Below are 26,230 nucleotides of genomic sequence, written 5' to 3'. Positions count from 1 at the left end.
CACTCGGACACCTTGTCATTCGGCGCCTGAACGACGGCAGCCGCAAATATTCGGGGCGGTAAACCTTTGTGCCGGTGTGAACGCACCCGGCGCGTTGCCTCGACGGTTTATAGCCGCCGCACCGCGCGCTTGTCGATGCGAACGGCGCATTCGCGCAACGCAAGGCCGCTCAAATCGAGACGCCGAAGCGGCGCAGCAGCGTCGCGGTTTCGTGCAGCGGCAATCCCATCACGCCGGAGTAGCTGCCGGACAGACGATCGATGAACGCCGCGGCGCGACCCTGGATCGCGTAGGCGCCGGCCTTGCCGTAAGGCTCGCCGGTTTCGACGTAGCGGTCGATCGCCGTCGCGTCGAGCGCCGCGATGCCGACGTCGGAAACGCTCACGGCGTGATCCTCGCGTCCGGCGCTGACCGCCCAAACCGCCGAAATCACGCGATGCGTACGACCGGCCAGGCGCGCGAGCATCGCCGCCGCCGCGGCCGCGTCGGCCGGCTTGCCGAACACTTCGCCGTCGAGCACCACCTCGGTATCGGCGCCGATGACGACCGCGCCCGGCACGGCCGCGACGCTCATGAGACCGGCACCGGCCTTTTCGCGCGCGACGCGGCTGACGTAGTCCTCGGCCGGTTCGCCGACACGGCGCACTTCGGGCACGTCGACGTCGAGCACGCCGAACGCCAAGCCGAGCTGTTCGAGCAGTTGGCGCCGGCGCGGCGATTGCGAGGCGAGGTACAGCATGGCGACTCCCGGTCGGCGCTGCGCTGTCATGCGCGGTGGTAAGGATGGTTGGACAACAGGCTCGTCGCACGATACAGCTGCTCGGCGAGGATCAGCCGCACGAGCATGTGCGGCAGCGTCAACGCGCCGAGCGAAAAGCGCTGGTTCGCGCGGGCGAGCGCCGCGGCGGCCAGGCCGTCGGGACCGCCGATCAGAAACGCCAGATCGCGGCCCTGCATGCGCCAGCCGGCAAGCTCCTCGGCGAGCTGCTCGCTCGACCACGTCTTGCCGCGGCCGTCGAGCGCGACGACGTGCGCATCGCGCGGAATCGCCGCGAGCATTGCGGCGCCCTCGTCGTCGAGCGCGCGTTTGAGATCGCGGCCCTTGCCGCGCTCGCCGAGCTTGAGTTCGACGAGCTCGAGCGGCAAATCGCGCGAAAGTCGCTTTTGATACTCCGCGTAGCCGTCGGCGACCCAGGCCGGCATGCGTTCGCCGACCGATATCAGGCGCGCGCGCACGAGTGTTGCGTTCCGTGAGCAGCGTGAGCGGAACGAAACACTGTTATCAGCCGAACGCGGCTTCGCGCTCGTCCTCGCCGCCGACGGTCCACAGGCGCTCGAGGCCGTAGAACTCGCGCACGCGCGGCAGCATGACGTGGACGACGATGTCGCCGAGGTCGACGAGCACCCACTCGGCTTCGCGCTGGCCTTCGACGCCCAGCGGCATGACGCCGGTCTTCTTCGCGTACTTCACGACCTCGTCGGCGACCGACTTGACGTGGCGCGTCGACGTGCCGCTCGCGACGACGATGTAGTCGGCGATGCTGGTACGGCCGCGCACGTCGATCTCGACGACGTCCTTGGCTTTGAGTTCTTCGAGCGCGCGCTTCACTTCGCCGCGCAGCCGCTCGACGATGTCGGTCGGCACGTTGCCGGCCTTGGCCGTCTTGCGCTGCTTCGGCGCAGCGGCGACGTCGGCCGGACGCGCCTTCGCGCCCTTGGCGGCGGGACGTGCGGCTGCCGGCTTGGCGGCGGCCTTCTTCGCGGCGGCCCTGTTCGCCTCGCCCTGCGTTACCGGCTTCTTGGCGGCGGGCTTCTTCGCGGCAGACCTGGCGGCCGGCTTGACGTCGGTCGTTGCGGCACGCTTGGTGGGGGTCCATTCGACGGGCTTGCCGAACGTCTTGCGCGCGGCCGGCTTGGCCGAGGCCGATTTCGTGGTCGTCGATTTCGCGGTGGTCGATTTCGCGGTGGTCGATTTCGCGGCGGCCGGCCTGCTCGTGGCGGCGCTGGCGGTCTTTTTCGGTATGCGGGTGGCGGCGGAAGTCGGTTTTTTGGTCGTAGCCAAGCGTGCGTTACCTCGTGTGGCGGGGGGAACCCGGCAACCGGGCGGTCGCAGTATACCGCCGTGCCGCCGTCAGCGCCGGTACCAGCCCTGTGCCCGGATCCGTGCCCAGACCGCCTCGGGCAACAGAAAGCGCGGTTCTTCGCCGGCACCGATGCGGCGACGGATATCGGTGGCCGAGATTTCCAGCGGCGTCACGGCGAGCGGCACGATCGCGCCGGCCGGCGACTCGCGCCACGCCGAGTCGGGCGCGGCGCGGCGGCGCGCGAATTCCGCGTCGAGTTCCGCCGTGAAGGCGGGCTCGTGACCGGGCCGCGCAAGCACCGCGATATGCGCAAGGTCGAACAGCGCGCGCCATTCGTGCCACGTCGGCAGGCCGGCGAACGCGTCGATGCCGACGATCAGCACGAGCGCGCGCCGCGGTCCGACTTCGCCGCGCAGTTCGCGCAGCGTGTCGACCGTGTACGACGGGCCATCGCGGCGCAGCTCTCGCTCGTCCACCGTGAGGCGCGACTGGCCGGCGAGCGCCGCTTCGAGCATTTCCACGCGCGCACCGGCCGGCGCGAACGGCTGCGGCCGGTGCGGCGGCACGCTCGCGGGCATCAGCGCGACGTCGGCGTCGAGGAGTTCGGCCGCTTCCCACGCCGAGCGCAGATGGCCGTAGTGGACCGGATCGAACGTGCCGCCGAACAGGGCCAGCGCGCGCACGGCGTCAGCCCGCCTTGATCAGGTGCGTCGTGCGCGGCAGCGCCATCGCGGTCAGCAGGCGTTCGAGCTCGAGCCAGGCGTCGCCGGCGCCGCGTCCCTTGCTGATGCGGTCGATGCGCGCGGCCTGCGCGAGACACAATTCCCAATGTGCCAGATTTCCACGTTGCAGCGCCTTCTTGTACACCGCCTCGCGCGCCGGCCAGATGCGCTCGTTGCGGAACGCCTGCGCCGGATTCGGCGCGGCCGCGAGCCGCACCATCAGTTGCAGCTGGTACAGCACGAGTCCCATCAGTGCCGGCACCTGCTCGCCCTCGCCGCGCAGGCCCGCGACGATGCGCAGCGCGCGCGACGCGTCGCCGCCGAGCGCGGCGTCGGTGAGCTTGCCCGCGTCGAAGCGCGCGCTGTCGGCGACGAGGTCTTCGAGCGTCGCGGCGTCGAGCACGCGGTCGCCGGCGAGGAGCGCCAGCTTGTCGATTTCCTGCGCCGCGGCGAGCAGGTTGCCTTCGATGCGCTCGACGAGCGCGGCGATCGCGTCGCGCCCGGCTTTCACGCCGCGCGACGCCATGCGCTGCGCGACCCAGTCGAACAGCTCGTTCGGGCGCTGCGGCCAGATCGGCACGAACACGCCGGCCGCTTCGACCGTGTCGACCCACGCGGCGGCGTGCTGCTTGCTCCATTGCGTCGAGGTGATGAGCAGCACGTTGTCCGGCGACGGCCGCTCGCAGTATTCGACGATCGCGGCGGCGCCCTCCTTGCCGGGCTTGCCGGTCGGCAGGCGCAGGTCGATCAGCTTGCGCGTCGCGAACAGCGACATGCCGGCCGACGAGCGCGCCAGATCGTCCCAGTCGAAGCCGCTTTCGGCATCGAGGATGTCGCGCTCGACGTAGCCGAGCGCGCGAGCGCGCGCACGCAGCGCGTCGGCCGCTTCGATCAGCAGCAGGTGCTCTTCGCCGGCGAGGAAATACACCGGCTTCAAGGCCGGGCCGGCGAGTTGCTGGTGGAACTGGGAGAGCGTCAAGGCCATTGAAACCCGCGCCGCCTTCTCTTTGCTCCCTCTCCCCCAAGCTTGCTTGGGGAGAGGGCTGGGGTGAGGGGGTTGCGTTCAGCACCGCGTCGGGTTCGAGGAAGTGCGAAGCGTCGCTCCCTCACCCAACCGTCTCCCCCAGCGAGCTCGGGGGAGAGGGCTTTGAAGGCTACTGCGTCTTGCCGACCGCTTCGAGCCGCCGCAGGATCGCCTGCACCATGTCGCGCTGCAACTGCTTGCGCAACTGGTCTTCCTGCGCGGCGACACCGAGCGCCTGCGTTTCGTCGAACGTGTAGTCGCGCGTCAGTTCGATCTGCTGGCGCGGCATGACGACCGCGCCGGCCGCGTCCACCGCTTCGATCTCGACGCGAAAACGCATCGTGTATTCGCGTACGCGCGCCGTCTGGCCGACCGAGAGCGCATCGGGGCCGAGCGTCGACACCGGAATGCGCAGCACGGCGACGCCGTCGGGGGCGTCGACGACCGTCGCGCCCGCGCGCTTCAACGCCGGCGGCAGGTCGCGATGGAGCGTCGTGCCCGGATCGGCGATTTCCAGCCGCACGCGCTTGAGCGCCTCGGGCACGTTCGCCTGCTCGCGCAGATGGAAGCCGCAGGCGCCGAGCAGCAGCAGCGACGCGATGAGGATACAACGCAGCATTGTTCGCATGTTCATCCCGCCACGATGTTGACGATCTTGCCCGGCACGACGATGACCTTCTTCACCGTCTGGCCCTCGAGGAAACGCACGACCGACGGTTCGGCCAGCGCGGCCTTTTCGCAGTCTTCGCGGCTCGCTTCGACGGCCACTTCGATCTGGCCGCGCAGCTTGCCGTTGACCTGCACCGCGAGCACGAGCGCGTCCTTCCTGAGCGCTTCGCGATCGACCGCCGGCCAGCGCTGGTCTTCGATCAGCGTCTCGCCGTGGCCGAGCGCCTGCCACAGCGCATGGCTGAAATGCGGCGTGATCGGGTTGAGCACGAGCGTCACCGCTTCCCACGCCTCGTGGCGCACGGCGCGCGCGGCGTCGCCGGCCTCGTCGAACTTCGCCAGCATGTTCAGAAGCTCCATGACCGACGCGATCGCCGTGTTGAACGCGTGACGGCGGCCGATGTCGTCGGACGTCTTTTCGATCGTCTCGTGCAGCTTGCGGCGCACGGCCTTCTGCTCGGCCGTCAGCGCGATGTCGCCGGCACGCAGGGACGCGGCGAGCCGCTGCGATTCGCGGACGTCGCCCGCGGCGACGTGCTTGCCCACCTGCGCCCAGACGCGGCGCAGGAAGCGCGCCATGCCTTCGACGCCGGCCTCGTTCCATTCGAGCGACTGGTCCGGCGGCGACGCGAACATCGAGAACAGACGCAGCGTGTCGGCGCCGTACAGCGCGATCATCGCGGTCGGGTCGACGCCGTTGTTCTTCGACTTCGACATCTTCTCGATGCCGCCGATCTCGACCGGCAGGCCGTCGGAGGCGACCGCGCCGACGACGCGCGCGCGCTCGTCGCGCGCGATGGCGACGTCGGCCGGATTGAACCACGTGCGATTGCCGTCGCCTGCGGTGCGGAAGAACGTTTCGGCGACGACCATGCCCTGGCACAGGAGGTTCGTCGCGGGTTCGTCCGACTGCACGAGGCCCGCGTCGCGCATCAGCTTGTGATAGAAGCGGAAGTACAGAAGGTGCAGGATCGCGTGCTCGATGCCGCCGATGTACTGGTCGACCGGCAGCCAGTAGTTGGCGCGCTCGTCGACCTGCGCGTTCGCGCCGGGGCTCGTGTAGCGCGCGTAGTACCAGCTCGACTCCATGAACGTGTCGAAGGTGTCGGTTTCGCGTTCGGCCGGGCCGCCGCACTGCGGACACGTCGTCTTGCGCCACTCCGGATCGGCCTTGATCGGCGACTGCACGCCCGAGAACGCGACGTCTTCGGGCAGCACGACCGGCAACTGGTCCTCCGGCACCGGCACGGCGTCGCAATGCGCGCAGTACACGATCGGAATCGGACAGCCCCAGTAGCGCTGGCGGCTCACGCCCCAGTCGCGCAGGCGATAGTTGACGCGCCGCGCGCCGCGCCCTTCGCGCTCGAAGCGCTCGGCCAGAGCGGCGAACGCCTGGTCGTAGTCCATGCCGTCGTATTCGCCCGAGTTCACGAGGAATCCGCGCTCGGTATACGCGCCCTCTTCGGCGAGGCGGCGCTGGAATTCTTCGATCATCTGCACGGCCGCGCCCGGCTCGTACACGTCGCGCGCACCGCTGCCGCCCAGGGCCGCGCTCATCGCGTCGCCGCCGGCGGCGACGTCGCGCTTCAGTTCCAGGATCGCGTCGTGCACGTCGTCGTTGACGACGACCATCGCGATCGGCAGATCGTACTTTTTCGCAAATTCCCAATCGCGCTCGTCGTGGCCCGGCACCGCCATGACCGCGCCGGTGCCGTAACCCATCAGCACGAAGTTCGCGGCCCATACCGGCACGTCGTCGCCGGTGACCGGGTGTTTGGCGAAGATGCCGGTGAACACGCCCTTCTTTTCCTGCGTTTCGAGTTCGGCCTCGGCCGTGCCGCCGTGGCGGCATTCCTCGATGAACGCGGCGAGTTCGGGATTGTTCGCGGCGGCTTTCAGCGCGAGCGGATGCTCGGCCGCGACGGAGACGAACGTCGCGCCCATCAGCGTGTCGGGCCGCGTCGTGAACACCGTGAGCGGCTCGGCTTCGCCGTCGACGCCGAACTGGATTTCGAGACCCTCGGACCGGCCGATCCAGTTGCGCTGCATCGTCTTGACCATGTCCGGCCAACCCGGCAGGCGGTCGAGCTCGTTCAGCAGCTCGTCGGCGTACGCCGTGATCTTCAGGAACCACTGCGGAATTTCGCGCTTTTCCACAATGGCGCCCGAACGCCAGCCGCGGCCGTCGATGACCTGCTCGTTCGCGAGCACGGTGTGGTCCACCGGGTCCCAGTTGACCACGCTGTTCTTGCGGTACACGAGGCCCTGCTTGAACAGCCGCGTGAACATCTGCTGTTCCCAGCGGTAGTACTCGGGCTTGCACGTGGCGACTTCGCGCGACCAGTCGTAGGCGAAGCCGATGCGGCCGAGCTGCGCCTTCATGTGCTCGATGTTCGCGTAGGTCCACTTCGCCGGCGCGGTGTTGTTCTTGATCGCGGCGTTCTCGGCGGGCAGGCCGAACGCGTCCCAGCCCATCGGCTGCAGCACGTTCTTGCCCTGCATGCGCTGATAGCGGCTGATGACGTCGCCGATCGTGTAGTTGCGCACGTGGCCCATGTGCAGCGCGCCGGACGGATACGGCAGCATCGACAGGCAGTAGTATTTCGGCTTGGACGGATCTTCCTTCACCTCGAAGGCGCGGGTGTCGGTCCAGAATTTCTGCGCTGCGGCTTCGACCGCTGCGGGTTCGTAGGTTTCGTGCATGGGATGGGCAGTCGGCCGCGGGCCGCGAATCGGCGCCGCAAGATCATAAGGATAGGCGCGCGAGACTACCGCAGCGCAGCATGTACGCCAAGCCGGGCGCCGCCGCCGGGTCATGCGCCGGACGGGTTCGAACCGTGCCTAAAGGCACAGATGCACGATCCAAACGCCGTGCCATGATCGGCGAATCCCCCCGGAGTCCGTCGCCATGCGCCAGCCGTTCGTCCGTTGCGTCCTCGCCGCCAGCGCCTTCGCCGCCGCGCCCGTTTTCGCGGCCGATCCCGTCACGGCGCTGTACTGCGCCAATCTCGTCGATACGGCCGCGGGCAAGGTGCTCGGCGCGCATACGGTCGTCGTCGAAGGGCGGCGCATCCGGGAAGTCAAACCGGGCCGCGTTGCGGTGGACGGTGCAAAGACGGTCGACCTGCCCGGCGCAACGTGCCTGCCGGGCCTGATGGACATGCATACGCACCTGACGTCGGAAACGAGCCGCGACTCGTACGCCGAGGGTTTCCGGCTCAACGACGCCGACATCGCATTCAAGTCGGGCGTGTTCGCCGAGCGCACGCTGCTCGCGGGCTTCACGACCGTGCGCGACCTCGGCGACACCGACGGCGTGTCGATCTCGCTGCGCAACGCGGTCAACCAGGGCCTGCTCAAGGGGCCGCGCATCTTCACGGCCGGCAAGTCGATCGCGAGCACCGGCGGTCACGGCGATCCGACCAACGGCGCGCGCCACGGGCTCCTGCCCGATCCGGGTCCGGACGACGGCGTGGTCAACAGCGTCGACGACGCGCGCAAGGCCGTGCGGGCGCGCTACAAGGACGGCTCGGACCTGATCAAGATCACGGCGACCGGCGGCGTGCTGTCGTACGCGAAAAGCAGCGACAACCCGCAGTTCACGATCGAAGAGGTTAAGGCGATCGTCGACACCGCGAAGGACTACGGCTTCATCGTCGCCGCGCACGCGCACGGCAAGGAAGGCATGCGCCGCGCGATCCTCGGCGGCGTGACGTCGATCGAGCACGGCACCTACATGGACGCCGAGCTGTTTCCGCTGATGAAGAAGAACGGCACGTGGTACGTGCCGACGATCAGCGCCGGCACGTTCGTCAGCGAAAAGGCGAGCGCCGAGCCGGACTACTACCCCGCCATCGTGCGGCCCAAGGCGCTCGCGATCGGTCCGAAAATCAAGGGCACGGCCGGCGCGGCGTACAAGGCCGGCGTCAAGATCGCGTTCGGCACCGACGCCGCCGTGTTTCCGCACGGTCAGAACGCGCGCGAATTCGAGCTGATGGTCGAAGCCGGCATGCCGGCGATGTTCACGCTGCAGGCCGCGACGACGCACGCGGCCGAACTCCTCGGCGTCAGCGCCGACCTCGGCACGCTCGAAGCCGGCAAGTACGCCGACGTCGTGGCGGTGCCGGGCAATCCGGTCGACGACATCACCGCGATGAAGCGCGTGAGCTTCGTGATGAAGGACGGGGTGGTTTACAAGTCGCTGTAAAACGACCGCCGCACGCCTGCACGTGACCGGCCAAGAAGTTTGCGCGCGGCGATTGTCTGGCCTGCTGCCGGTATGCATAATGCCTACCACTGCAGCAGGAGGTCACGTCGATGGCTACCCGCGTCGAAAAAACCACCGTAGTCCTGACACCGGAGCACGCCAGCGCGATGCGCAGCGCCGTCGCGAGCGGCGCTTACGCGACGCAGAGCGAAGTCGTACGCGACGCAATGCGCCTGTGGCAGGAACGCGAAGCAAAGAAGCAGGCGGCGCTCGATCGCCTGCGTCAGCTGTGGGACGAGGGCATCGCGAGCGGCTCCGCCGGGGAGCTGGATATCGAAACCGTGATCAAACGCGCGAGTGAGGCGCTGAAGAAGGAATGACGCAAGGACGGCGACATGGCCAAGGTGTTCATTACGCACCGTGCCGAAGCTGATCTACAGGAAATCTGGAACTACATCGCGGAAGACAACCCGCAGGCCGCGAACCGGCAGCTGCGCGAGATCGCCGCCAGTTGCGAGCGGCTCGCGGAGTTTCCCGGCATCAGCTTTGCGCGCCCCGAAATCGGCGAGGGCGTACGAAGTTGGCCGGTCGGGGCGTACCAGGTATTGCACCGGCATCTGGACGGCGGTGTCCAGATCGTACGCGTGGTGCATGGCGCTCGCGATGTCGACGAATTCTTCGAATAGCGAGCCGCCTACTCCTCCCAGCGAAACACGCCCTCGACCCCCACCCCGAACGCCCGCGCGATACGAAACGCCAGCTCCAGCGACGGCGCGTAGCGCCCCGCTTCCAGCGCGATCACGGTCTGCCGCGTGACGCCGCAGCGCTTCGCGAGTTCCTCCTGCGTCATCTCGCCGTGTTCGAAGCGCAGCCGGCGGATGTCGTTGCGGATCGCGCCGGCGCTCATGCGCGGTCGCGCAGGTACTGCAGCAGCGTCGATACGTATTCGGCGAGCGAGGCGACGATCAGCGCGCCGATCAGCCAGTGCGCGACGTTCGGGCCGGTGACCGGCGAGACGAAGCGCTCGGGAAACAGCCCGAGGTGGAGAATCAGCGCGATCACGAGCACCACGAGCGCGGTATGCGAGTGCGACTGCGCGCTCGCCTGGATCTGGCGGTCGCGCTCGTCGCGTTCGACCTGCGCGCCGCGCCGCTGTTCGATCACCGAGCGGAACACGGCCCAGGCGATCAGCAGCATGACCATCGCGCGGCCGAGCGAGCGCCCGGCCTCCGAAAACGACTCGACGTTCCAGCCGAGCGCACGGAATTTCCAGAAGAACACCACGGCGATCGCCAGCGTGAACGTGAAACCGATGCCGGCGAACAGTTCGCTGCGCGAGAACAGCCGGTCGGCCTCGTCGGCGACGCGCCACCAGCCGTACAGCGTCGCCCACCCGACGGCGAGCACGAGCGTGCCGCCGAAGAGGCCCGTATCGATACCGAGCACCTGCGACGGACCGACGAACATCAGCCCGAGCGCGATCGGCGCGAGCAGGATCAACGCAACGATGCGGTTCTTTGCGGTCGGCACGGCGCTCTCCATGTCAGTTTCAGCGAACTAAATGTAATCTACACATTGCATTTAGTCGTGTAAAGCGGACAACGGACGAAACTGGACAGCCAAGATTCCGGCCCCGCCGAACCTGGATGCCAAAAACGGACATCCGGAATCTCGGGACACCCCGCCAAAACTGGACACCCGAGAGTTCGGGACACCCAGGATCGCGACGTCGCGAGAGTTCGGGACACCCAGGATCGCGACCTCGCGCTCCCGGCCGCCTTGATCGCGTAACCTTCCGCATCTATCTCGCGGCAATCTCTCCCAGGAGCAATACATGGCCGAGTCCCCCTACGTTTTCGACGCGACCCAGACCAATTTCGAATCCGACGTGATCAAGGCGTCGCTGACGCAGCCGGTGCTGGTCGATTTCTGGGCCGCGTGGTGCGCGCCGTGCCGCCAGCTCGGTCCCGTGCTCGAAAAGCTCGCCGACGAATTCGCCGGCGGCTTTCGCCTGGCCAAGGTCGACACCGACGCGGAAGGTCAGATCGCGAGCATCTTCGGCATCCGGTCGCTGCCGACGGTCGTGCTCGTCAAGGACGGCCAGCTCGTCGACGGCTTTTCCGGCGCGCTGCCCGAATCGCAGGTGCGCGAATTCCTGAAGCGCAACGGCATCGCCGCCGGCGAGCCGCCCGCCGACGAACCCGAACCGCTCGACGACGAAACGCCGGTCGAAGCGATCGCGCGTCTGCAGCAGGCCATCGCCGCCGAACCCGACAACGGCGAGCTCAAGCTCGACCTCGCCCTCGCGCTGATGCAGGCCGGCAACGCCGCGGCGGCCGAAGCCGAACTCGACAACCTGCCGCCGAAATACGCGACCGATTCGAAGGCGACGCGCCTGCGCAGCCAGCTCGACCTCGCACGCGCGCTCGACGGCGCGCCGCCGCTCGCCGAACTGCGCGAACGCATCGCGCGCGACGCCGGCGACCATGCCGCCCGCGACCTGCTCGGCGTTCGCCTGCTGCTCGGCGGCGACGCCGCAGGCGGGCTCGACGCATTCCTGCACATCCTCAAGGCGCAGCGCGACTGGAACGAAGGTCAGGCGAAGAAGCGCCTGATCGCGGCGTTCAACGTGCTCGACGACGCCGATCTCGTCGGCGCGTACCGCCGCAAGATGGCGTCGGTGCTGTTCTGATCGCCCCGTCGCGATAGAGCATCTGCTCGCCTCGACGAACGCATGATCGCGCGGCGCATGCCGCGCGATCGCAAGCCCTCGCCCGCCCATGAAAGCCTCCACGCTACGCCGCTTCTTCAATGTCTGGCCGCCGTTCCTGTTCGCCGGCATCCGCGTACAGGAAATCGCGCCGGACTGGCGCTATGCGCGGGTGCGCCTGAAGCTCGCCCGCTACAACCGCAACTACGTCGGCACGCACTTCGGCGGCAACCTGTTCTCGATGACCGATCCGTTCTGGATGATCCTCGTGATGCACTGCCTCGGCCGCGACTACATCGTCTGGGACAAGGCCGGCACGATCGACTTCGTATCGCCGGGCCGCGCCGACGTGTACGCCGAATTTCGCGTCGACGACGCCGTGCTCGACGAACTGCGCGCCGCGACCGCGAGCGGCGAAAAGTATCTGCGCTGGTTCGACGTCGACGTGAAAACCGCCGACGGCACCGTCGTCGCGCGCGTGCGCAAGCAGCTCTACGTGCGCCGCAAGAAGGAAAGCTAGCATCGATTCGGGTTTTTTCCGCCGCACTGCGTAATGGGTCGTCAGTGCAGGCCGCTCCCTGATGCGGCCCGGAGAATACCGTGCAGCGACACTTTCGCGCGTTTGTCGCGATCGTCGCATTTGCCGCAAACGCGGCCGATGCGCAAACCCCGCATCGCGTACTCGGCGCGGGCGGCGCCGAACCGAACGCGCTGCTGCGCGACCCTGCCGTCGCGGCGAACGGCGGCCTCCTCGTCTTCACCACCACGGCGAACAATCTCGGCGCGGCAGCCGGTGCGGCGCTGAACGTCTACGCGTACGACCCCGACGGCGCCGTGATCCGGCTCGTCAGCCGCAATCCGACGACCGGCACCGTCGCCGACGGCAACTGCTTCCTGCCCGTCGCGTCGCGCGACGGGCGCTACGTCGCGTTCGAAAGCCTTGCCGGCAATCTCGGACCGTCGCCCGCCGGCCTGCAGATCCTGCGCGTCGACCGCGCGACCGGCGCGGTCGCGCGCGCAAGCCAGAGCGCGAGCGGCACGCCGGGCGGCGACCAGTCGCGATTTCCGTCGATGTCGGCAGACGGCCGCTACGTCGCGTTCCAGTCGTTCGCCAACGCGCTCGTCACCGGCGACGACAACGACCGCGCCGACATCTTCGTCAAGGACATGCAAACCGGTTCGCTCGACGTCGCCAGCCGCAACGCGTCGGGCGCGTTCGCCGACGACAACGCGGTCGCGCTGTCGAATCAGGCGCTGAGCGACGACGCGCGCTACGTCGCGTTCGCGAGCGCCGCGTCGAACATGGTCGCGGGCCTTGCCGGCGGCGTGCAGCAGGTCTATCTGCGCGACCGAGGCACCGCAACGACGTCGCTCGTGAGCCGCAACGCGAGCGGTGCGGCGGGAACCGGTCCGTCCGATCAGGCCGCGATTTCGTCGAACGGCCGCTACGTCGTCTTCCGTTCGTTCGCGTCGAACCTCGTGACCGGCGCGACGAGCCGCGTGTTCCGCCTCGACCGCACGAACGGCGCGCTCGTCGCCGTGCCGCGCCCGCTCGCGCCGAACGCGACGGGGTGCCGCGCGCCGAAGATCGCGGACACCGGCGACGTCGTGATGATCTGCGACATGACCGCGCCGACGCCCGCGCAGGCGTGGCGCTGGCCGTCGGGCGCCACGGCGCCGGAACTGCTCAGCCGCGATGCGCAGAACCCCGCTGTGCCCGGCGCCGGCGCGAGCGGCGGCGGCATCGGCATCGGCGCGGACGGCACCGTGATCGCGTTCGAGTCGCAGGCCGCCAACCTCGTCGCCGGCGACGGCAACGGCGTCGCCGACGTGTTCTGGTTCGGCACGCCGGGCAACGACCGCATTTTTTTCGACGACTTCGAATAGTGGCCCGTTACAGGCTACTAGCACTCACCAGGGAGGATTCCAGATGTCCACTTTTCTTCGCAGGGTCGCGCGAGCCTGTGCGCTCGCCGTCCTGTTCGCATCGGCCGGCGCATACGCGCAAAGCCGCGTCGTGGTGACGTCCGCCGCGGACAGCGGGCCCGGCACGCTGCGCGCGGCCATCGACGCGGCCAACGCGAACGCCGATCGCACCACGATCGACTTCGCCATTCCGGCGTCGGCCGGCACCGGCCCGTTCACGATCCCGCTCGCCACGCCGCTGCCGAACATCGCGACGCCGGTGATCATCCGCGGCTTCACGCAGCGCGGCGCCGTGGGGCCGACGGCGGTCGGCAACGGCACCTACAAGATCGAGATCAACGTCGCGCCGAAGGCGGAGCGCGCGCTGCTGTTCATCCGCGGCTCGGAACGCAGCGCCGTGAGCGGCCTTGCGATCACCGGCGGCCAGGGCACGTCGTCGCCGCAGCCCGCGATCTGGGTGCTCGCCAACGACGTGCGCGTCGCCGCGAACCTGATCGGCCTGCACGCCGACGGCACGCCCGAGCGCTACGACGGCGTCGGCATCGCCGCGCTCGCGTGCGACAAGGTCACCATCGGCGGCGCCGCGTCGTCCGACGGCAACGTCATCAACGGCACCACCGCCAGCGCGATCATGATCGTCGGCACCGGGCACGTCGTGCGCAACAACTGGATCGGCATGACGCGCGACGGCATCGGCGACCTCAATTCCGCGATCATCGGCAACGGCCTGATCTCCGGCGCGATCGCGTTCAACCCGCCGCAGGGCCTCCTGGCGATGTACAGCGCGGCGGTGCAGAAGTCGTTCCTGGGTCTGCGCGATTCGACGATCGCCGACAACCTGTTCGCGCACACGCTCGAGGAGGCGATCGTGCTCCTCGGCACCAGCAACCCCACCGTGAACAACGCGATCGACCGCAACATCTTCGGCCGCGACGTGTGGATGACGTCACTGCCCTACGTCGACGTCGCGATCCGCCTGAGCCGCGACGCGTCGCGCAACCGCATCCGCGACAACCTCGTGCACCGCGCGAACGCGGGCATCCTGCTCGGCGACGCGCGGTCGTCCGCGCCGACGCTCGCGGGCGAAGGCAATCTCATGTCCGGCAACCTCTTCTACGAGGTGGCGTATGCAGCGATCGGGCTCGACGCGAACGCGAATTTCGCGCCGCTCGCGAACGATCCGCTCGACCGGGACGCCGGCCCGAACGCGCTGCAGAACAAGCCGCAGCTCGCCTTCGCCTCCACCGCCGGCGGCATCGAAGGCGTGCTCGACTCCGAGCCCGACAACGAATATACGATCGAATTTTTTCTCGGCGCGGCCTGCCGGCCCGCGGGCGGCGTCGCGGAGTTCCCGCTCGGCCGCACGACGATTCGCACCGACGGTTCCGGCCACGCGGCGTTCTCGGCCGGCGTGCAGAACGCGCCGTTCGGCGGCCTCAGACCCGGCGACGTGGTCAGCGCGACGGCGACGAACACCGCCACCGGCAACACGTCGGAACTCGCCAACTGCGCGACGCTCCAGGCCGCCATCGTGCCGGACGTCAAGATGCCGAAATACGTCTCGCCGATTCCGGCGATGGACACGTCGCTGCGCATCGAAGCCACGGTGACGGGCAACGGCTCGCGCGTGCCGACCGGCGAGGTGACGTTCAGCGTCGACACGGCCGCCGGCCGGCAGACGCTCGGCCGCGTCGCGCTGCAGTCCGGCCAGGCGTCGCTGCCGACGCCGCCGCCGGGCTGGTTCGTCAACGCGGGCCGCTACGCGATCGTCGCGGAATATTCCGGCGACCGCTTCCACACGCCGGCGAGTTCCGTGGTGCAGACGGTCGTGGTGTTCCGCCCGGCGGTCGCGCTGTTCGATCCGGAAATCTCGGCGCCGGTGCGGCGCGATCTCGCGAGCGGCGATCGCGAGCACTACGTCGCGCCGATGCGCACCTGGCGGCGCTTCCCGGCCAATACGGACGATACGTGGATCGACGCCGACCGCTTCGGCGGCGACCGGCTCGACCGCGTGCTCGTGCGCGACCGCGGCGGCGCGTACGTGCTCGTCGACGGGCTCGGCGCGCGCAGCACGGCGACGTCGTCGGCCGTCGGCGCCGGCGCTGCGATCCTCGATCTGCTGCAGTTCGACGCCGACGGCCGCGCCGACGCGATCGTGCGCGACGCGAACCTGCGCTACGCGCTCGTGCGCTGCATCTTCGTCGTCGACGTATGCGAGCGCCGCGAGGCGATCGACGTCAATCCCGAATACCGTTTCATTCTGTCCGGCGAATTCAACGGCGACGGCCACGCGGATCTCGCCTGGCTCGATCCCGGCGCGAACGAGGTCGAGATCTGGCTGATGGGCGACGACGTCAAGCCGCTCGCGCGCTATCGCGTGAAGCCGCCGGCCGGCCATGCGCTCGTCGCGGCGGCCGACATCGGCGCCGACGGCTACGACGATCTCGTCTGGCTCGACGTCGCGAGCGGGTCGGTCGTCATCGGCGTGATGGACTCGGGCCGGATCGTGCGCGACATCCGCGGCGCGCTGCCGGCACCGGACTGGACGACGCCGGGCGCGGTGCAGTTCGGCCGTCGCGGCAACGCCGACTACGGCTCGGGCCAGCTCGTCTGGCGCGACACCGTGAACGGCGAGGCGCTGGTCTGGCGCGACACGTCGGTCGCGAGCGGCGTCGTCACGGCGAATCCGCAGTCGCTGTATTTCGATCCGGCGTTCGCGGTGGAACGCACGCGCTGAGGCGTGCCGCGTGCCGCGCGGGCCTAGGCCGGCCTGCGCGGCAGCGCCATGCCGGCGAGCGCGGCGACCGACTCGACCGCGAGCCGGCACACTTCGGCGGCCGGCAGCGTCGCGTCGATCGTCAGCGAACCCGGCGGCGGCGGTTCCATGCGCGCGAGCACTTCGGCGACGACGTCCGGCGTGCGGTCGCGCGCGAGATGCCGGTTTTCGGCGACGTCGCGTTCGATGCGCGCGCGCGCGACGTCGGAGGGGCAGTCGAGAAACACCGGTATCGCCTGGAAACCCTGGGCGCGCACGATCTGGTCGACGCGCTCAAGATCGGAGCGGCGCGAGAACGTGCAGCCGTCGATCACGGTCGATTCGCCGAGCATGCAGTTCATCTCGAGCGCCAGCAGCAGCGCGCGGAACGATGCGCGCTTTTCCACGAAGCTATAACTGCAGCGCGGAAACATCGCGTGGCGTATCGCGTCGCGGTCGACGCGGCGCAGGCCGAGCTGGTCGGCGATCGCACGCGCCACGACGCTCTTGCCGGCGCCGGGCAGGCCGATCAGCGCCACCACGAGACGCCGGCCCGGCGCGACGGCACGGGACGGCGGCGGCGCGGTGATCGAGCGCGATTGGGGCACGGGCGTCGGCATGGTCATTGGCCTAGCCTGCCACGCGGCGGTTGCGTTCGCCAGCGAACGGGTTCACAACGAATCGCTTGCGCCTCGCGCGTCATCGCGATCGGCCATATATCGAACGTTGCGCACGGCGTTCAGCTGCGCTTCCGATAGAATACGCAGCCAACTCGACCCGAATCGACACCGATGGCCGCCGCAGCGGGCACCCCGTTCGACATTCCCGGCTACCGCATCGTGCGCCAGATAGGCCAGGGCGGCATGGCCACCGTGTATCTGGCGACGCAGACGTCGCTCGGCCGGCAGGTGGCCGTCAAGGTGCTCGCCGCCGAGCGCACGCCGAGCGAAGAGCTGATCCGGCGCTTCGAAAACGAAACGCGCACGATCGCGCGGCTCGACCATCCGCACATCGTCAGCATCTACGAAGTGGGCCGCGCCTCGACCGGCCAGCTTTATTACACACTTCCCTATCTACCCAACGGCGACCTTTCGGCGCGGCGATTCGCCGAAGACCAGCGCGGCGCGCTGAACGTGCTGCGCTGCCTCGCGCAGGCGCTCGCCTACGCGCACGAACAGGGCATCGTGCATCGCGACGTCAAGCCCGAAAACGTGCTGTTCGACAAGCTCGACCGCCCGCTGCTGGCCGACTTCGGCATCGCGCTTGCGCGTCACAGCGACATCCGCATGACGCGCGAAGGCGCGACGCTCGGTTCGACCGGCTATATGAGCCCGGAGCAGGCGCGCGGTCTTGCGATCGACGGGCGCTCCGACCTCTACAGCCTCGGCGTGATGGCCTACGAGATGCTGACCGGCGATCTGCCGTTCCACGGCCCGGACGCGCTCTCGGTCGCGCTCGCGCACGTCGAGCAGGACGTGCCGCGCCTGCCGCCGAAGCGGCGCGCATGGCAGTCGCTCGTCGACCGCGCGCTGGCGAAAGACCCGAACGACCGCTTCCAGAACGCCGACGCGATGCTCGCCGCGCTCGACGAGGTCGAGGACGAACTCGACGGCCGCAAGCGCCGTCCGCCGCCCGAAGCCGGCTGGCGCGAAAAGCTCGCGGCGGTGCCGGCCAGCCTGTGGGTCGGCGTCAGCGCCGTCGCCGGCACAGCGGTACTCCTCGGCATGCTGTTGTGGCCCGCCGCACAGAACCCCGCCGATCCGACCGCCGCCGCCGCGCCGTCGAGCCTGCTGCAGCGCCTGATCCGCGACGACGAACCGGCCGCCGCGACGCCGCCGCCCGCCGCCCCGCCCGCCGGCCCCGATGCGGCCGAGCAGCGCGCCAAGGAGATCGCCGCGAAGCTCGAATCGGCAGCCGCGCGCGCCAAGGCCGCGAAGCTGATCGCGCCGGCCGGCGACAACGCGGCCGAAGACTATCTCGCGGTGCTCGCGCTCGAACCGGCCAATCCGGCCGCGGCGCAAGGCGTCGCCGACATCGTCAAGTCGCTCGGCGAAAACGTCGACACCGCGCTGCGCAAGAACAATCTCGACGCCGTGCGCGAAGGTCAGCAGCAGGCGCGCATGCTCGCCGAACGCGCATCGCTCGTCGGCACGCCCGCATGGAACGACTTCCTCGTCGCGCGACGCGCCGCGTTCGACACGCGGCTCGACACCGCGCGCAAGGCGCTCGACCGCGGCACCGTCGCCGCGCTGCAACCGTACGCCGAGGCGCTCGGCGCCGACCAGCCCGAACTGCTCGCCGCGTGGCGCGACGCCGAAACGCAGCTCTCGGCGCTGCCGAACGAAGGCGCACCGGTGTCCGATGCCGGCGGCCCCGCGCTCGTCTTCGTGCCGGCGAGCTACGGCAGCCGTCTGCTCGACCATCCGTTCGCGATCGGCCGCGTCGAGGTGACGAAGGCGCAATACGCCGCGTTCGCGCGGGCGACCGGCCGCCCCGAAGCGCGCTGCCGCGAGCCGATGCGGCCGTTGTCGCGGCTCAAGAGCCTGAGTTGGCGCGATCCCGATTTCAGCCAGGGCGACGACGAACCGGCCGTCTGCGTCAGCTGGCTCGACGCGCACGCCTACGCGCGCTGGCTCAGCAAGGAAACCGGCGCCACGTACCGCCTGCCGACCGAAACCGAGTGGCTGCACGCGGCGCAGGGCATCGGCCGCGGCGACGCGTGCAAGCTCGGCAACGTCGCCGACGCGAGCATGGGCTCGCGCCTGATCGCGTTCACGAGCCGCTACAAGTGCAGCGACGGATTTCCGCATACCGCGCCGGTCGGCCGCTACCATCCGAGCCAGCTCGGCATCTACGACCTCGCCGGCAACGTCGGCGAGTGGACGCTCGACTGCGGCGTCGGCGCGCCGGTCGCGCGGCTGATGCAGGCCGACGCCTGCCCCGAACGCATCTTCCGCGGCACGTCGTGGCGCGACGGTCCCGACGACGAGGCGCTCACGCGCCGCGGCGCCGGCAACCCCGATATCGGCTATACGACGATCGGCTTTCGCGTGCTGCGCGAAGTCACCGCCGAGAGCTTTCCGGCGACGATGACCGCATCGACGCGCTGATACGCAAAACCGGCAAGGACTTATGCGCCCGCTTTATCTGCAGCGTTACCTGATCACCGGAATTCTTACCATTGTTCCGTTGTGGATCACGTTTCTCGTATTCCGCTTCGTCGTCTCGCTGCTGTCGGAATTCGGCACGCCGATCATCAAACCGATGCTGCTCGGACTCGGCGCGATCTTCCCGCGCGCCGCCGCGGTGTTCGATTCGCCGTGGGTGATCTCGATCATCGGCTTCGTCGCGACGATCGTGACCCTGTACGTCGTCGGCCTCGTCGCCAACCGCGTGATCGGCCAGCGCCTGCTCGCCGCGTTCGACCGCATGATGGAGCGCATCCCGCTCGTGCACTCGGTCTACGGCGGCACCAAGAAACTGATGGCGATGCTGCAGAACAAGCCGAACGGCACGCAGCGTGTCGTGCTGATCGACTTTCCGTCGCCGGAATTGAAAACGATCGGCTTCGTCACGCGCGTGTTCGCGGACGCCGACGGCCGCGAAATGGCCGCTGTCTACGTGCCGACGACGCCGAATCCGACCGGCGGCTATCTTGAGATCGTACCGCTGGCGAAGCTCACCGCGACCGACTGGAGCGTCGATCAGGCGATGGCGTTCGTGCTGTCGGTCGGCGCCGTGGCGCCGGAGACCCCGCTGCCCGGCATCGACGGCGACGCCGCCAAGCCCTGACGGCGATACTCGCCCGTATAATGCGCGGCCCTTTCGTTTGAAACCGCCCATGACCAGCCCCGTCGTTCACGAACTGATCGACCTCCTCGCGCTCGAACGGCTCGAGGACAATCTGTTCCGCGGCCAGAGCCGCGACATCGGCACGAAGTACGTCTTCGGCGGCCAGGTGCTCGGCCAGGCGCTGTCGGCCGCGCAGAAAACCGTCGACGGCCCGCGCTACGCGCATTCGCTGCACGCGTATTTTCTGCGTGCCGGCGACATCGACGCGCCGATCGTCTATTCGGTCGAACGCACGCGCGACGGCAGCAGCTTTTCGGTGCGCCGCGTCGTCGCGGTCCAGCACGGCCAGCCGATTTTCGTGTGCACCGTGTCGTTCCAGATCGAAGAACCGGGCGTCGAGCACCAGCTGTCGATGCCCGAGGTGCCGATGCCCGAAGACCTGCATCCGCCCGAGCCGATACCGCCGGAGGAGTTCGCGAAGATTCCGGTCAAATTGCAACGCTGGCTCGGCATGAAAGGTCCGTTCGAGTTCCGGCCGGTGTATCCGCGCAACGAGTTCAACCCGCCGAAACGGCCGCCGTATCAGCAGGTGTGGTTTCGCCTGTCCGACCGCGCGCCGGACGCGCCCGACCTGCACCGCGCGATGCTCGCCTACGCGTCCGATTTTCATCTGGTCGGCACCGCGACGTTTCCGCACGGCATCTCGTACTTCCAGCCGAACGTGCAGATGGCGAGCCTCGACCACGCGCTGTGGTTCCATCGCGCGTTCCGCGTCGACGACTGGCTGCTGTATTCGTGCGACAGCCCGAGCGCGCAGAACGCGCGCGGCCTGTCGCGCGGCATGATCTACACGCGCGAGGGCGTGCTCGTCGCGAGCACCGCGCAGGAAGGACTGATCCGGCTCGCGCCGGTGGAGCCACGCAAAGCATGAGACAGGTCTACACCTCGCTGCGCAACGAGAACATCGACCGCGTGGTCGAGCTTCTGAACACGCACGCCATCGAAACCACGGTATCCAATCGCAGCTCGTACAAGGGTGCCGACTGGAAGAAGTTCAGCTACAGCCAGCGGCCGGACGTCGCGTCGTGGCCGCAGGTGTGGGTGGTCAACGCGAACGACCAGACGCGCGCGCGCGAGCTTCTGCGCGAAGCCGGCATCGAGCCGCCGACGCGCTACAGCGACGAGATTCCCACGCTGCGCGAAGAAACCACGCGCCCCTACGGCCCGGCGCGCCACCGCTCGGTCGCGAGCCGCGCGCGCATGGCCGCGCTCGCCGTGGTCGGTATCATGTCGGTCATGCTCGCGCTCAAGAGCTGCCAGGTGTACGGCGACAAGCCGCAGCCGCCCAAGCGCGAGGTCATCCCGGTCAAGGTGCAGTAACGCCGACGAGGAGCGCGCCATGTGGACCCTGTCCGTGCCGTGGTGGGAGCTCGTGATTCGCGGCAGCGTCGTGTTTCTCGCGCTGTTCGCGATGATCCGCCTGATCGGCCGGCGCCAGGTCGGCCAGCTCACGCCGTTCGATCTCCTGCTGCTCCTCATCATCTCCAACGCCGTGCAGAACGCGATGCTCGGGCCGGACAACTCGCTCCTGGGCGGACTCATCGTTGCGGCGGTACTGGTCGGCTGGAATTACCTGTTCGGCGCCCTGAGCCTCTACAGCCCGCGCATCGAGCGCGTGATCGAAGGCAGCCCGGAACTCCTGGTGCTGCACGGGCGCGTGCTGCACGAGGCGCTCGCCAAGAACCAGATTTCCGACGCCGAGCTGCACGCCGCGCTGCGCCGCGCGGGCTGTTTCGGCGTCGACGAGATCGAGCTGGCGGTGCTCGAAACCAACGGCGCGATCTCGGTCAAAAAGCGCGACGCGGCGCCGGCGCCGCGCTGACGGCACGACTACGCGAACTGTCGTAATCTGCGCGCATGAAATCCGAGGTCGTACGCCTCTTCCAGACGTTGCCGCACGACTGCGGCTACTACGCCGACCGCAGCGCGCAGAACCTCGTGATCGATCCGAGCGCGCCGAATCTCGCGGCAATCTACGGCCTTGCGCTGACGCGCGGCTTTCGTCGCGCCGGCGGCCACGTCTACCACCCGCACTGCGCGCAGTGCCGCGCCTGCGTGCCGTGCCGCGTGCCGGCCGCCGCGTTCGTGCCGAACCGCAGCCAGCGCCGGTGTCTGGCGCGCAACGCCGACCTCGCGGTCGCCGACGTTCCGGCCGCCTATACGGCCGAATACTTCCATTTGTACCGCCGCTACCTCGACGCGCGCCACGCCGACGGCGGCATGGACCATCCCGCGCCCGACGACTTCGCGCGGTTTCTCTACACGCACTGGAGCCCGACGCGGTTTCTCGAGCTGCGCAAGGACGGCCGGCTGCTCGGCGTCGCCGTCACCGACGTCTGCGCCGAAGGCCTGTCGGCCGTGTACACGTTCTACGATCCGGCGGAGACCGCGCGCGGACTCGGCACGTTCGCGATCCTGCAGCAGCTCGCCTGGGCGCGGCGCGCGGGTCTTGCGCACCTGTATCTCGGCTACTGGATCGCCGGGCACCCCAAAATGGACTACAAGCGGCTGTACCGGCCGTTGCAGGTCGTGCGCGGCGGGCAATGGGTCGATCTGGCGGACGACGCCGAAACGGCGGTGGCGGAAGACTGATCGCCGCGCGGCCCGATAGCGTGTTCGGTCCGCCGGTCGCCCGCCGTTTGTCGTTCCGACATCCTTGGAGCCGCCATGAACCGACCGTTGCGCACAACCCTTTTCGTTCTCGTTGCCGCCGCCGTACCCGTCGCGCACGCCGCCGAAGAACCCGCGATCGACCAGTGCGGCGGCGCGTGGGCGTCGATCCTCAAACAGAGCCACGATTCGAAGAAAGGCGTCACGCTGTTCGTGAACGGCGAAAAGATCGGCGGTCTCGTCGTCGGCTGCACGTCGAACAAGACGGTGGAGCTCAAGAGCCAGGAATACGGCCGCATCGTCGTTCAGCTCGATCGCATCGACGCCGCGGCAATGCCGTAAGCACGCCATTCGGGCGGGCCAACCTGAACGAAACCGAAACACTGTACCTGCCGTGTTCGTTTTCGGCGCCCTTTTACGTTCTGGGTAACCGACGGGCGAGGAGCGCCCGTCGAAAGGTCTGGCGTGAGAGGGTGTCGTTCGGGACCGCGCCTGACCCCGGCATGGAAGAGGGCGGCGCCCTCTCTCGCCAGACCTTTCGAGTGCGACCCAGGAACAGCGGGCGGGGAACATCACGACGCAGGCTTGCCGGGGGGCGGCCTGCGTCGCCGTTTTTCAGATTCGGAAACCCCGAAAACCGGGCCGCCGGCTCACGCCTGCTTGAACCCGAAGCCGTGCTCGCTGTGGATCGACATCACGAGCTTCACCATCGCGTGCGGGATCATGATTTCGAGTTCGCTCGAGCGCCCCTGCGCATCGCGGCCGGTCAGGGTCAGGCCGAACAGCGGTCCCGATACGTCGATTTCGGCGCAGACGATATGTGTGCCACCCGGACCTTCCTGCACGTACGGCTTGATCGGTTCGCCGAGCGCTTCGAGCGCCTGCGGAAAAAGGTAGACGGCATAGGACGACGTTTCGGTCACTGCGAGGCTCCGGCGCTCGGCGGATACGGATAGAGTTCGTCGAGTCTACGCGAAAGGCCGTCGTCGCCGACCACGCGCGCATGCCAGCGCCGCAGCTGCCGCGGTTCGCGCACGCCGCACGCGTGCGCGATGATGCCGACCTCGCGCATCAGGTTCGCCGCGTAGTGGCCGACGCGCTCGGCCTTGTCGGTCACCACGAGGCCGCGCTGCAGCCGCGGATCGTGCGTCGTGATGCCGGTCGGACACGTGTTGCGGTTGCACTGCAGCGCCTGGATGCAGCCCAGCGCGAACATGAAGCCGCGCGCCGAATTGACGAAGTCGGCGCCCATCGCGAGCGCCCACGCCACTTCGTACGGCGTGATGCACTTGCCCGAACACACGACGCGGATGCGTTCGCGCAAGTTCGCGCGGATCAGCGTATCGACGAGCAGCGGCAGCGCCTCGCGCAGCGGCAGGCCGACGCCGTCCATCAGCGACTGCGGCGCCGCGCCGGTGCCGCCTTCCGAACCGTCGACGACGATGAAGTCCGGCGCGCTCTCGATGCCGCGCTTGTGCACTTCGTCGCAAAGTTGCGCAATCCAGTCGACGTCGCCGAGCGGCGCCTTGAAGCCGGTCGGCTTGCCGGTGACGTCGCGGATGTGCGCGATCATGTCGAGCAGCTCGCCGACGTTCGCGATTTCCGGATGCCGGTTCGGGCTGATCGAGTCGGCGCCGACCGGAATGCCGCGGATCGCCGCGATTTCCGGCGTCACCTTCGCGCCCGGCAGCACGCCGCCCTTGCCCGGCTTGGCGCCCTGTCCGAGTTTGACGTTGATCATCTTCACCTGCGGATGCGCCGCGACCGCACGCAGCCTGGCGTCGTCGAGCCGGCCGTCGTCGGTGCGCACGCCGTATTTCGCCGTGCCGATCTCGAACACGATGTCGCAGCCGCCTTCCAGGTGGTACGGCGCGAGGCCGCCCTCGCCGGTGTCGACCCACACGCCGGCCATCTTCGCACCGCGCGTCAGCGCGCGCACGGCCGGCGCCGAGATCGCGCCGAAGCTCATCGCCGACACGTTGAAGAACGCCGCGTGCCGATACGGCTCGCGCGCGTAGGGACCGATCACGAGCGGCTCGGGCTCGACCGCATCCTCATCGAGCGTCGGAAACGCCGTGTTGATGAAGAACACCGTGCCTTCGGGCTTCAGATCGCGCGTCGAGCCGAACGCGCGCGTGTTGTCGACGTCCTTCGCGGCGCGATAGACCCACTGCCGCTGCGCGCGGTTGAACGGCAGCTCCTCGCGGTCCATCGCGAAGAAATACTGGCGGAAGAATTCGCCGAGGTGCTCGAACCAGTAGCGAAAGCGGCCGATGACCGGATAGTTGCGCAGCACGGCGCTGCGCGTCTGATTGCGGTCGACGACGAAGAACACGAGCGTCGCCAGCACGACCGTGCCGACCACGAGCAGGAACAGCGCCGACATCAGCTCGATCGTGCCGAGCACCCACCCCGAGAGTCCTGCTTGCATCGGTCAATGCCTCCGCAGCGCCGCTTCAAATATCCACAATGATTTTTTGTGCCGCACGCCTCGCCTTCGCGCGCGCCGCGTCGACGTCGGCGTCGCGCGCGAGCGTCACCGCCATGCGGCGCCGGCCGCGCACCTCCGGCTTGCCGAACAGGCGCAGCATCGTGTCGGGCTCGGCGAGCGCCTCGGCGACGCCGCGATACGTCGGACCCGCGCCGTCGCCCTCGACGAGCACCGCGCACGACGCCGACGGCCCGAGCTGGCGGATCGCCGGCACCGGCAGGCCGAGTATCGCGCGCGCATGCAGCGCAAACTGGCTCAGCTCCTGCGAAATCAGCGTGACGAGGCCGGTGTCGTGCGGGCGCGGACTCACTTCCGAGAAGATCACTTCGTCGCCCCGCACGAAGAGTTCCACGCCGAACACGCCGTGGCCGCCGAGGTTGTCGGTGACGACGCGCGCGATGTGCCGCGCGCGATCGAGCGCGAGCGCCGACATCGGTTGCGGCTGCCACGACTCGCGATAGTCGCCGTCCACCTGCAGATGCCCGATCGGCTCGCAGAAGCCCGTGCCGTCGCGGTGGCGCACGGTCAGCAGCGTGATTTCGTAGTCGAATTCGACGAAGCCTTCGACGATCACGCGCCCCTGCCCCGCTCGGCCGCCGGACTGTGCGTAGTCCCACGCGGCGTCGACGTCGGCATCGTGGCGGATCACGCTCTGGCCCTTGCCCGACGAACTCATCACCGGCTTGACGACGCACGGAACGCCGAGCGCGGCGACCGCGTCGCGAAATTCATCGTGCGTCGAGCAGAACCGGTACGGCGAGGTCGGCAGCGCGAGCGTTTCGGCCGCGAGACGACGGATGCCTTCTCGGTCCATCGTCAGCCACGCCGCGCGCGCGGTCGGAATCACGCGCAGGCCGTTCGCTTCGAGCTCGACCAGCGTCGGCGTGTGGATCGCTTCGATCTCGGGCACGACGAGGTCGGGCTGCTCGCGTTCGATCAATGCGCGCAGCGCGTCGCCGTCGAGCATGTTGATGACATGGCTGCGATGCGCGACCTGCATCGCCGGCGCGTTCGCGTAGCGGTCGACCGCGATCACTTCGACGGCGTAGCGCTGCGCCTCGATCGCGACTTCCTTGCCGAGTTCGCCCGAGCCGAGCAGCATCAGGCGCACCGCGCCCGCGGTATGCGGCGTTCCAAACGGTTTCATGCGGTCCTCCGAAACGAAGCGGGCATTGTACGG

General features: G+C 68.7%; 27 protein-coding genes. 14 read left to right on the top strand and 13 right to left on the bottom strand.

All coding sequences use genetic code 11. The annotated features are described in order from the left end of the window. Positions 1-169: 169 nt before the first annotated feature. From OD750_RS05025 to leuS, 7 genes are all read right to left on the bottom strand, one after another. A complete protein-coding gene (locus OD750_RS05025) occupies positions 170-739 on the bottom strand; it encodes a Maf family protein (RefSeq protein ID WP_263543173.1) in 570 nt (189 codons plus the stop codon). Positions 740-765: 26 nt separating this feature from the next. Continuing rightward, entirely contained in the window at positions 766-1,236 is a 471-nt protein-coding gene (gene rlmH / locus OD750_RS05020; protein ID WP_263543172.1) for a 23S rRNA (pseudouridine(1915)-N(3))-methyltransferase RlmH, read from the bottom strand. A gap of 46 nt (positions 1,237-1,282) precedes the next feature. Next, positions 1,283-1,645 carry a ribosome silencing factor gene (rsfS, locus tag OD750_RS05015; protein ID WP_263543517.1) on the bottom strand — a complete coding sequence of 121 codons (363 nt, stop codon included), beginning with the start codon at positions 1,643-1,645 and terminating at the stop codon, positions 1,283-1,285. 486 nt (positions 1,646-2,131) lie between these two features. Next, entirely contained in the window at positions 2,132-2,767 is a 636-nt protein-coding gene (nadD, locus tag OD750_RS05010) for a nicotinate-nucleotide adenylyltransferase (protein ID WP_263543171.1), read from the bottom strand. A 4-nt stretch (positions 2,768-2,771) separates the two neighbouring features. Continuing rightward, on the bottom strand, positions 2,772-3,791 hold the full coding sequence (holA, locus tag OD750_RS05005; protein WP_263543170.1) for a DNA polymerase III subunit delta: 1,020 nt from the start codon (positions 3,789-3,791) through the stop codon (positions 2,772-2,774). Between the two features lie 169 nt (positions 3,792-3,960). Continuing rightward, positions 3,961-4,449 carry an LPS-assembly lipoprotein LptE gene (locus OD750_RS05000; RefSeq protein ID WP_263543169.1) on the bottom strand — a complete coding sequence of 163 codons (489 nt, stop codon included), beginning with the start codon at positions 4,447-4,449 and terminating at the stop codon, positions 3,961-3,963. Between the two features lie 11 nt (positions 4,450-4,460). Next, positions 4,461-7,202, bottom strand: coding sequence for a leucine--tRNA ligase (leuS, locus tag OD750_RS04995; protein ID WP_263543168.1), 2,742 nt, complete (start codon positions 7,200-7,202; stop codon positions 4,461-4,463). Positions 7,203-7,407: 205 nt separating this feature from the next. Between leuS and OD750_RS04990 the strand changes: the two genes are divergently transcribed. The 3 genes from OD750_RS04990 (at position 7,408) to OD750_RS04980 (ending at position 9,392) form a co-directional block, all read left to right on the top strand. Beyond that, entirely contained in the window at positions 7,408-8,706 is a 1,299-nt protein-coding gene (locus tag OD750_RS04990; protein ID WP_263543167.1) for a metal-dependent hydrolase family protein, read from the top strand. A 110-nt stretch (positions 8,707-8,816) separates the two neighbouring features. Beyond that, the gene (locus OD750_RS04985; RefSeq protein WP_263543166.1) at positions 8,817-9,086 is read left to right on the top strand and encodes a type II toxin-antitoxin system ParD family antitoxin; all 270 of its coding nucleotides are present in this window, start codon (positions 8,817-8,819) and stop codon (positions 9,084-9,086) included. Between the two features lie 15 nt (positions 9,087-9,101). Beyond that, positions 9,102-9,392 carry a type II toxin-antitoxin system RelE/ParE family toxin gene (locus OD750_RS04980; protein ID WP_263543165.1) on the top strand — a complete coding sequence of 97 codons (291 nt, stop codon included), beginning with the start codon at positions 9,102-9,104 and terminating at the stop codon, positions 9,390-9,392. Between the two features lie 8 nt (positions 9,393-9,400). Here OD750_RS04980 and OD750_RS04975 read toward each other — a convergent pair whose 3' ends face one another. Together OD750_RS04975 and OD750_RS04970 are read right to left on the bottom strand one after the other, a co-directional pair. Continuing rightward, the gene (locus OD750_RS04975) at positions 9,401-9,613 is read right to left on the bottom strand and encodes a helix-turn-helix transcriptional regulator (protein WP_425508207.1); all 213 of its coding nucleotides are present in this window, start codon (positions 9,611-9,613) and stop codon (positions 9,401-9,403) included. Further along, a complete protein-coding gene (locus OD750_RS04970) occupies positions 9,610-10,236 on the bottom strand; it encodes a hypothetical protein (RefSeq protein WP_263543164.1) in 627 nt (208 codons plus the stop codon). Before OD750_RS04970 ends, OD750_RS04975 begins: the two co-directional genes overlap by 4 nt. 304 nt (positions 10,237-10,540) lie before the next feature. Between OD750_RS04970 and trxA the strand changes: the two genes are divergently transcribed. From trxA to OD750_RS04950, 4 genes are all read left to right on the top strand, one after another. Then, positions 10,541-11,398: a thioredoxin gene (gene trxA / locus OD750_RS04965; RefSeq protein ID WP_263543163.1), complete on the top strand. Its 858-nt coding sequence runs from the start codon at positions 10,541-10,543 to the stop codon at positions 11,396-11,398. An 88-nt stretch (positions 11,399-11,486) separates the two neighbouring features. Beyond that, a complete protein-coding gene (locus OD750_RS04960) occupies positions 11,487-11,936 on the top strand; it encodes a DUF4442 domain-containing protein (RefSeq protein ID WP_263543162.1) in 450 nt (149 codons plus the stop codon). 80 nt (positions 11,937-12,016) lie between these two features. Next, positions 12,017-13,303 (top strand): TolB family protein, encoded by a 1,287-nt coding sequence (locus OD750_RS04955; RefSeq protein ID WP_263543161.1) that lies wholly within the window; start codon positions 12,017-12,019, stop codon positions 13,301-13,303. 43 nt (positions 13,304-13,346) lie between these two features. After that, positions 13,347-16,079, top strand: coding sequence for an Ig-like domain repeat protein (locus OD750_RS04950; protein WP_263543160.1), 2,733 nt, complete (start codon positions 13,347-13,349; stop codon positions 16,077-16,079). Positions 16,080-16,102: 23 nt separating this feature from the next. Here the strand turns inward: OD750_RS04950 and OD750_RS04945 are convergent, their stop codons facing one another. After that, positions 16,103-16,723, bottom strand: coding sequence for a P-loop nucleotide/nucleoside kinase family protein (locus tag OD750_RS04945; RefSeq protein ID WP_263543159.1), 621 nt, complete (start codon positions 16,721-16,723; stop codon positions 16,103-16,105). A 165-nt stretch (positions 16,724-16,888) separates the two neighbouring features. Here OD750_RS04945 and OD750_RS04940 point away from each other — a divergent pair, with 165 nt between their 5' ends. The 7 genes from OD750_RS04940 to OD750_RS04910 all read left to right on the top strand — a co-directional run bounded on the left by OD750_RS04940 (position 16,889) and on the right by OD750_RS04910 (position 22,901). Next, entirely contained in the window at positions 16,889-19,207 is a 2,319-nt protein-coding gene (locus OD750_RS04940; protein WP_263543158.1) for a bifunctional serine/threonine-protein kinase/formylglycine-generating enzyme family protein, read from the top strand. Between the two features lie 22 nt (positions 19,208-19,229). Further along, on the top strand, positions 19,230-19,889 hold the full coding sequence (locus tag OD750_RS04935; RefSeq protein ID WP_263543157.1) for a DUF502 domain-containing protein: 660 nt from the start codon (positions 19,230-19,232) through the stop codon (positions 19,887-19,889). Positions 19,890-19,938: 49 nt separating this feature from the next. Beyond that, entirely contained in the window at positions 19,939-20,820 is an 882-nt protein-coding gene (gene tesB / locus OD750_RS04930) for an acyl-CoA thioesterase II (protein ID WP_263543156.1), read from the top strand. Further along, positions 20,817-21,269 carry a hypothetical protein gene (locus tag OD750_RS04925; protein WP_263543155.1) on the top strand — a complete coding sequence of 151 codons (453 nt, stop codon included), beginning with the start codon at positions 20,817-20,819 and terminating at the stop codon, positions 21,267-21,269. Before tesB ends, OD750_RS04925 begins: the two co-directional genes overlap by 4 nt. Before the next feature lie 19 nt (positions 21,270-21,288). Beyond that, complete coding sequence (locus tag OD750_RS04920) at positions 21,289-21,771, top strand: DUF421 domain-containing protein (RefSeq protein ID WP_263543154.1); 483 nt, start codon at positions 21,289-21,291, stop codon at positions 21,769-21,771. Between the two features lie 35 nt (positions 21,772-21,806). Then, complete coding sequence (locus tag OD750_RS04915; protein WP_263543153.1) at positions 21,807-22,541, top strand: arginyltransferase; 735 nt, start codon at positions 21,807-21,809, stop codon at positions 22,539-22,541. A 75-nt stretch (positions 22,542-22,616) separates the two neighbouring features. Next, the gene (locus tag OD750_RS04910; RefSeq protein ID WP_263543152.1) at positions 22,617-22,901 is read left to right on the top strand and encodes a hypothetical protein; all 285 of its coding nucleotides are present in this window, start codon (positions 22,617-22,619) and stop codon (positions 22,899-22,901) included. Positions 22,902-23,209: 308 nt separating this feature from the next. On the opposite strand, the gene OD750_RS04905 is transcribed toward OD750_RS04910, so the two are convergent. From OD750_RS04905 to purT, 3 genes are read right to left on the bottom strand one after another with little or no spacing between them, the layout of a single operon-like run. Beyond that, the gene (locus OD750_RS04905) at positions 23,210-23,482 is read right to left on the bottom strand and encodes a hypothetical protein (RefSeq protein ID WP_263543151.1); all 273 of its coding nucleotides are present in this window, start codon (positions 23,480-23,482) and stop codon (positions 23,210-23,212) included. Then, a complete protein-coding gene (locus tag OD750_RS04900) occupies positions 23,479-24,990 on the bottom strand; it encodes an FMN-binding glutamate synthase family protein (RefSeq protein ID WP_263543150.1) in 1,512 nt (503 codons plus the stop codon). The genes OD750_RS04905 and OD750_RS04900 overlap by 4 nt, the downstream gene beginning before the upstream one ends. A 25-nt stretch (positions 24,991-25,015) precedes the next feature. Further along, positions 25,016-26,197 carry a formate-dependent phosphoribosylglycinamide formyltransferase gene (purT, locus tag OD750_RS04895; protein WP_263543149.1) on the bottom strand — a complete coding sequence of 394 codons (1,182 nt, stop codon included), beginning with the start codon at positions 26,195-26,197 and terminating at the stop codon, positions 25,016-25,018. Positions 26,198-26,230 lie beyond the last annotated feature (33 nt).

Origin of the sequence: Tahibacter soli (genome assembly GCF_025717065.2) — a bacterium.
GTDB lineage: Bacteria > Pseudomonadota > Gammaproteobacteria > Xanthomonadales > Rhodanobacteraceae > Tahibacter > Tahibacter soli.
Note: the sequence above shows the minus strand (reverse complement) of the source record. Positions and strands in the feature narration are given on the sequence as shown.

Coding starts and splice junctions, on each gene's coding strand:
- OD750_RS05025 (WP_263543173.1), bottom strand. CDS start 739: ATGCTGTACCTCGCCTCGCAATCGCCGCGCCGGCGCCAACTGCTCGAA.
- holA (WP_263543170.1), bottom strand. CDS start 3,791: ATGGCCTTGACGCTCTCCCAGTTCCACCAGCAACTCGCCGGCCCGGCC.
- OD750_RS05000 (WP_263543169.1), bottom strand. CDS start 4,449: ATGCTGCGTTGTATCCTCATCGCGTCGCTGCTGCTGCTCGGCGCCTGC.
- leuS (WP_263543168.1), bottom strand. CDS start 7,202: ATGCACGAAACCTACGAACCCGCAGCGGTCGAAGCCGCAGCGCAGAAA.
- OD750_RS04990 (WP_263543167.1), top strand. CDS start 7,408: ATGCGCCAGCCGTTCGTCCGTTGCGTCCTCGCCGCCAGCGCCTTCGCC.
- OD750_RS04985 (WP_263543166.1), top strand. CDS start 8,817: ATGGCTACCCGCGTCGAAAAAACCACCGTAGTCCTGACACCGGAGCAC.
- OD750_RS04980 (WP_263543165.1), top strand. CDS start 9,102: ATGGCCAAGGTGTTCATTACGCACCGTGCCGAAGCTGATCTACAGGAA.
- OD750_RS04975 (WP_425508207.1), bottom strand. CDS start 9,613: ATGAGCGCCGGCGCGATCCGCAACGACATCCGCCGGCTGCGCTTCGAA.
- trxA (WP_263543163.1), top strand. CDS start 10,541: ATGGCCGAGTCCCCCTACGTTTTCGACGCGACCCAGACCAATTTCGAA.
- OD750_RS04960 (WP_263543162.1), top strand. CDS start 11,487: ATGAAAGCCTCCACGCTACGCCGCTTCTTCAATGTCTGGCCGCCGTTC.
- OD750_RS04950 (WP_263543160.1), top strand. CDS start 13,347: ATGTCCACTTTTCTTCGCAGGGTCGCGCGAGCCTGTGCGCTCGCCGTC.
- OD750_RS04945 (WP_263543159.1), bottom strand. CDS start 16,723: ATGACCATGCCGACGCCCGTGCCCCAATCGCGCTCGATCACCGCGCCG.
- OD750_RS04940 (WP_263543158.1), top strand. CDS start 16,889: ATGGCCGCCGCAGCGGGCACCCCGTTCGACATTCCCGGCTACCGCATC.
- OD750_RS04935 (WP_263543157.1), top strand. CDS start 19,230: ATGCGCCCGCTTTATCTGCAGCGTTACCTGATCACCGGAATTCTTACC.
- tesB (WP_263543156.1), top strand. CDS start 19,939: ATGACCAGCCCCGTCGTTCACGAACTGATCGACCTCCTCGCGCTCGAA.
- OD750_RS04925 (WP_263543155.1), top strand. CDS start 20,817: ATGAGACAGGTCTACACCTCGCTGCGCAACGAGAACATCGACCGCGTG.
- OD750_RS04920 (WP_263543154.1), top strand. CDS start 21,289: ATGTGGACCCTGTCCGTGCCGTGGTGGGAGCTCGTGATTCGCGGCAGC.
- OD750_RS04915 (WP_263543153.1), top strand. CDS start 21,807: ATGAAATCCGAGGTCGTACGCCTCTTCCAGACGTTGCCGCACGACTGC.
- OD750_RS04910 (WP_263543152.1), top strand. CDS start 22,617: ATGAACCGACCGTTGCGCACAACCCTTTTCGTTCTCGTTGCCGCCGCC.
- OD750_RS04900 (WP_263543150.1), bottom strand. CDS start 24,990: ATGCAAGCAGGACTCTCGGGGTGGGTGCTCGGCACGATCGAGCTGATG.
- purT (WP_263543149.1), bottom strand. CDS start 26,197: ATGAAACCGTTTGGAACGCCGCATACCGCGGGCGCGGTGCGCCTGATG.